General features: G+C 38.7%; 3 protein-coding genes. 2 read left to right on the forward strand and 1 reads right to left on the reverse strand.

The annotated features are described in order from the left end of the window. Window positions 1–447 precede the first annotated feature (447 nt). Window positions 448–2,709 carry an amylo-alpha-1,6-glucosidase gene (locus IQ228_RS20060; RefSeq protein WP_193964127.1) on the reverse strand — a complete coding sequence of 754 codons (2,262 nt, stop codon included), beginning with the start codon at window positions 2,707–2,709 and terminating at the stop codon, window positions 448–450. 366 nt (window positions 2,710–3,075) lie between these two features. Here IQ228_RS20060 and IQ228_RS20065 point away from each other — a divergent pair, with 366 nt between their 5' ends. Next, complete coding sequence (locus IQ228_RS20065) at window positions 3,076–3,843, forward strand: ATP-binding cassette domain-containing protein (protein WP_027400822.1); 768 nt, start codon at window positions 3,076–3,078, stop codon at window positions 3,841–3,843. A gap of 23 nt (window positions 3,844–3,866) precedes the next feature. Continuing rightward, a complete protein-coding gene (locus IQ228_RS20070) occupies window positions 3,867–5,393 on the forward strand; it encodes a glycine betaine ABC transporter substrate-binding protein (protein ID WP_193964129.1) in 1,527 nt (508 codons plus the stop codon). Window positions 5,394–5,453 lie beyond the last annotated feature (60 nt).

The following is a 5,453-nucleotide window of genomic DNA, read 5'->3' on the forward strand; positions in this document are numbered from 1 at the left end:
CCAAAAACCTAACCCCCCTGCCCCCTTCCCTACGAGGGAAGGGGGTTTTCAAAGCCTCTCCCCGCTTCGGGGAGAGGTTTGGAGAGGGGTTTGTTTATACATTAAAAACTTCTCAAACACCCTCTTAGAGAATTGGTTGCAGTGAGAAAAGTTATTAATGGGGTGCAAGAACCCCACCCCCTAATGGTGTCAACTTAAGCTAAAATCCCTACCACACCTAGTTCCTAGTCTCTGACTAGGAATGCAGTTGATATCATTGAAGGCAGAGCCTTCTGGAATTCATTCCCAGTCAGAGACTGGGAATCAGATGAATCCCTACCACACCTCGTTCCTAGTCTCTGACTAGGAATGCAGTTAATGAGGCTCTGCCTCTAATATCATTGAAGGCAGAGCCTTCTGGAATTCATTCCCAGTCGGAGACTGGGAATCAGATAAACATCCTCTAATTTAAGCTTCAATGACGACGCGCAAGTTACCGCGTTTTTTCGCAACTCGACAAGCGGTAGTGCTACCAACTCGTTCAAATTCTAAATCTAAAATTGTGCCACCAATACGCAAGTTATGAAAAGATAAATTGTTAATTGATTCTGGTAAGGCGGGGTCAATGATTCGCAAACAATTATTCTGCGCGTCTGGGACTAAATTCACCATCATTTGCAATAGTTGAAAAATGCTACCTGTAGCCCAGGCTTGGGGAGTACAAGCAACGGGATAATGGACGGGAGAATTATCACCGTTCATTTCATAACCGCAAAATAGTTCTGGGGGGCGTTGATAGGGTTGCTGGGAGGTCATGTTGAATAACCCTTGAAATAGTTCCAGCGATTGATCAATTAAACCGAGCGATCGCAATCCCATTGCAATCATAGAATTATCATGAGGCCAAACTGAACCAGTATGATAACCCATTGGATTATAAGCAGGGGACAAACTACTTAAAGTTCTAATTCCCCAACCATTAAACATATCCGCCGCACCCAATCTTTCCGCCACACTATAGGCTTTTGCAGAGGTAAATATCCCCAAATTTAAACAATGACCAGGATTAGAACTAATACTATCTACTGGTTTACCTTCTCCATCTAAAGCCAAAGCACAAAAATCTTCATCTTCTAACCAAAAATCCTGGTTAAATTTAGCCCTGAGTTGTCTAGCTTCTTTTTGCCAAAGTTCTTCTAAATCTGGGCGTTGTTGGATTTTGGCAATTTCTGCAAGGCGGTTTTTCGCCGCATAGACATAAGCTTGCACCTCACACAGAGAAATCGGACCAATGGCTAATTCCCCTTTGCGGTTGACAATACAATCACCCGAATCTTTCCAACCTTGGTTAATTAAACCACCTTTGGATTTGCGAGCATAGCTGAGATAACCAGTTTCCTGGATTTGACGATCAATCCAACCCATAGCCGCTAAAGCATTTGGCCACAGTGCTTCTAAGGTTTCTTGATCATGAGTCCAACTGTAATATTCAGCATACAACATTAACCACAGCGGCGTAGCATCCACAGTCCCGTAGTAGGGTGTATGGGGAATTTCTTGACATCTCGCCATTTCTCCCAACCGCAGTTCATGTAAAATCTTACCCGGTTCTTCTTCCCGCCAAATATTATCCGTTTGACCTTGATATTCTGCCAATAGTAGCAAGGTTTCTTTGGCAATTTTGGGATTCAACATCAAGGTTTGGGACGCAGTAATGATAGAATCTCGACCAAATAGAGTAGAAAACCAAGGGACTCCAGCAGAAACAGTTTTATGTTTGCCAAAGGACTGAAGCAACAAATATATATCTTGTTCAGCCCGCGATATGACGCGATTGAAAAGACTTTTATCGGAGCTAATCCGGGTAATTTGCTGCAACCAATTTTGCTCCTCCATTAATTCAGCAGCTTTTGCCTGTGCCAAAGTAGAGGCAGAACTGATAGTAGAACTAGGTTTGTTATCAGTGAACATCTTCAGCCGATAACCTAACTTCTTAGTTTCATGAGCCGCCAATTCTATCCGCCAAACTGCCGTATAACCGTGAAACCGACTTGGTTGCAAATGCTGAAATTGAATTAGAGACTCCATGATCGAACCATCTAAGCCCTGATATGCTAGGGTAAGGGATTCTTCTTTGTATGATTGAGAAGACACAGGTGCAACATGATCAGATGTTGGGTTGTTTAAGTGCAAAAGTCTTCCCCGTTTTTGGCGGTGATGACCTCTAACTTCAAATAAATCCACAAAATCAGCTTCAAAACTCAGACTCAATTCAAAAACAATGCTGGTAGTGTTGTAATTAGCAACTTCTATTTCTTCAAATAATGCCCCATTCAGAACCAGTTCCCGACGAATACCCACAGTATCAGCCTTAAAAAGATTTTCTAAATCAGGATTGGTGCATAAAACCGAGAGAGCAAATCCCTTATCAGCGTTGCTACTCAATAATATAGGCGATCGCCCCTCAATCTGTAACTCCAAACGACTCAAAAACCTTGTATCACGGCAAAACATCCCCATACTAGGAGTGCTACCATAAAGGTAACAATCGGAAATATTCCCCATCGTATCTGTCACCAGGAATAAATCATCATCTTTAACTGTAATGGTTGGCTGTGGTCTTTGACTGACAACACAAGGCCATTCGGAAATCTCTTTCTGGTCTGCGGGAGTAAAAGTTCTGCTGTCGAGGACAATTGTTTCTGGAGTCATCAATGTATCCGGTGTCATTAGCCAAAGTTACCTATACAGGTGTAAATTTGCTCAAATCAATACTGTTAAAAGAGAAAAGTAATTAAATCCAAGACAATGAATTTCTATAAATGTATACCTTATTAATTAGAAGTCAAGCCTGAAAACTGGCTGTTTTCCAATAGTTTATTCCTTCCTCAACATTGAGAGGTGCTAGGGGTAGAGAATACTTACTCAGGCATAAAATCTCATAAAAGTAGAAAGCGGTGAATAAAAAATACTTGCCACCCTTGTTTTTTTATACTGATATTGAATAAATAAGCATAAATAAGATCCCCGACTTCTTAGAGAAGTCGGGGATCTGACGGGGATCTGACCACCTTAATTTTGTTTAACGAAACCATTATGTCAACAACATCAGAAATTGCCGTTGAGTTTCAAAATACCAGTTTTGCCATTAATCACCGTCCTTTGTTATCTAACTTGAATTTGAGCATTCATCAAGGGGAAGCCTTAATTTTATTAGGACGCAGTGGGAGTGGCAAAACTACGACTTTAAAATTAATTAATCATTTACTTGTCCCCACCCAAGGACAAGTTTTAGTCCAAAATCGTCCCACAACTAACTGGGATGTCATTAAACTGAGAAGACGGATAGGTTACGTCATCCAAGAAACAGGTTTATTTCCCCATTTTACCATCGCGGAAAATGTCGGACTTGTACCATCTTTAGAAAAATGGTCATCACAGAAAATTCAAAATAGAGTCTATGAAATGTTAAACTTAGTGGGATTAGAACCAGAAAAATTTGCTCAACGTTATCCCCATCAATTATCAGGAGGTCAACGTCAGCGAGTGGGAGTTGCTAGAGCTTTAGCCGCAGATCCACCTATTCTATTAATGGATGAACCTTTTGGCGCACTTGACCCAATTACCCGTTTAGAATTACAACAACAATTTCAATATTTACAACAACAATTAGGAAAAACCGTGATATTCGTCACCCATGATATTCAAGAGGCCTTCTTTTTAGCTACAAGAATTGGTTTAATGGATGAAGGGAATTTAGTTGTATTAGGAACTAGAAGGGAATTTCTCCAATCTCAACATCCAGAAGCAAAAGCATTTCTAGCTTGTTTAAATGTTGGTAATAATTGGGAGCAACTTAATTAAAATTAGCTAAAAATCCAAAAACTATGTTTTTCTTTCAATACGGTACAGAAATAATTTTCCACAGTGGAGAACATTTAATATTAGTCATTATATCCCTAGCGATCGCCATTTCTATTGGTCTTCCTGTCGGCATTCTGATCACTCGTCAATCAAAATTAGCTTCCCCCATTCTTGGTTTAGCAAATGCCATTCAAACCATCCCTAGTTTAGCCATCTTCGGCTTTTTAATTTCCGTACCTTTTCTGGGAGGAATTGGCAAAATCCCCGCCATAGTTGCCTTAACTCTTTATGCCTTACTTCCCATAATTCGCAATACTTATATTGGCATTAATAGCATCAGTCCCGCCATTAAAGAAGCGGGTATAGGCATGGGAATGACAGATCAACAATTACTATTCCAAGTAGAAATTCCCCTGGCTTTACCAGTCATTTTAGCAGGGGTAAGAGTAGCCACAGTTATATCCGTAGGAATTGCCACAATTGCTGCTGCTATTGGTGGTGGTGGTTTAGGAGTATTTATTTTTCGCGGTATTTCCACAGTTAATAATGAATTAATTTTAGCCGGAGCAGTCCCCGCAGCTTTGATTGCTTTGAGTGCAGATTTCGGATTAGGATTATTAGAAAAAAGACTCACTAACCAAATAGAAAAAAAGGGTAAATTTAATCGTAAAATTGCCATTGTTTTAGGAATTGTTTCTTTAATCATAGCTGGATTAATTGCCTTTAACTATCAACAAAAACCCGCAACAATTATCATCGGCTCAAAGAATTTCACAGAACAAGTTATTTTAGGGGAATTATTAGCACAACACATAGAAAATCATACGAGATTAAAAGTAGATCGTCGTTTTAATTTAGGAGGAACATTTATTGCTCATGAAGCAGTAAAAGCCGGAAAAATTGCCGGGTATGTGGAATATACAGGAACTTCATTTACGACTATTTTGAAAGAAAACCCAATTAGTAATCCTGAGACTGTTTATCAAAAAGTCAAAGCATACTATGATCAAAAATTGAAATTAGCAGTGATGAAGCCTTTAGGATTTGAGAATACCTTTGCCATGATTATCCGCGGAGAAGATGCTAAAAAATGGCAAATTAAAAGCCTTTCGGAAATTAGTAAATATACTCCACAAATGAAAGCAGGATTTGGCTATGAATTTTTAGAAAGAGCAGATGGTTATCCAGGATTATCTAAAACCTACAACTTGAAATTTGCCAATATCAAACAAATGGAATTAGGATTAATGTATCAAGCATTAAAAGAAAAACAAGTAGATTTTATTGCTGCAAATTCTACAGATGGTTTAATTCCAGTATTAAACTTAGTGATTTTGGAAGATGATAAAAAATACTTTCCACCATATCAAGCTATACCTATTTTTAATCAAGAAATTCTCCAAAAATATCCAGAGTTAACAAATACCATTAATCAATTAGGAGGTAAAATTTCGACAACTGCAATCCAAAAGATGAATTATCAAGTAGATAACCAATCTCAACCGGTGGAAAAAGTTGTCAGTGAGTGGTTAAAATCTCAACAATTATGATTTTTAAAACTTATAAAGTTTTATCAGCAATTTCCATAAATTTTTTGCTTTGTTTAAGAG

The organism is Dolichospermum sp. LEGE 00246 (genome assembly GCF_015207865.1).
Taxonomy (GTDB): domain Bacteria; phylum Cyanobacteriota; class Cyanobacteriia; order Cyanobacteriales; family Nostocaceae; genus Dolichospermum; species Dolichospermum heterosporum.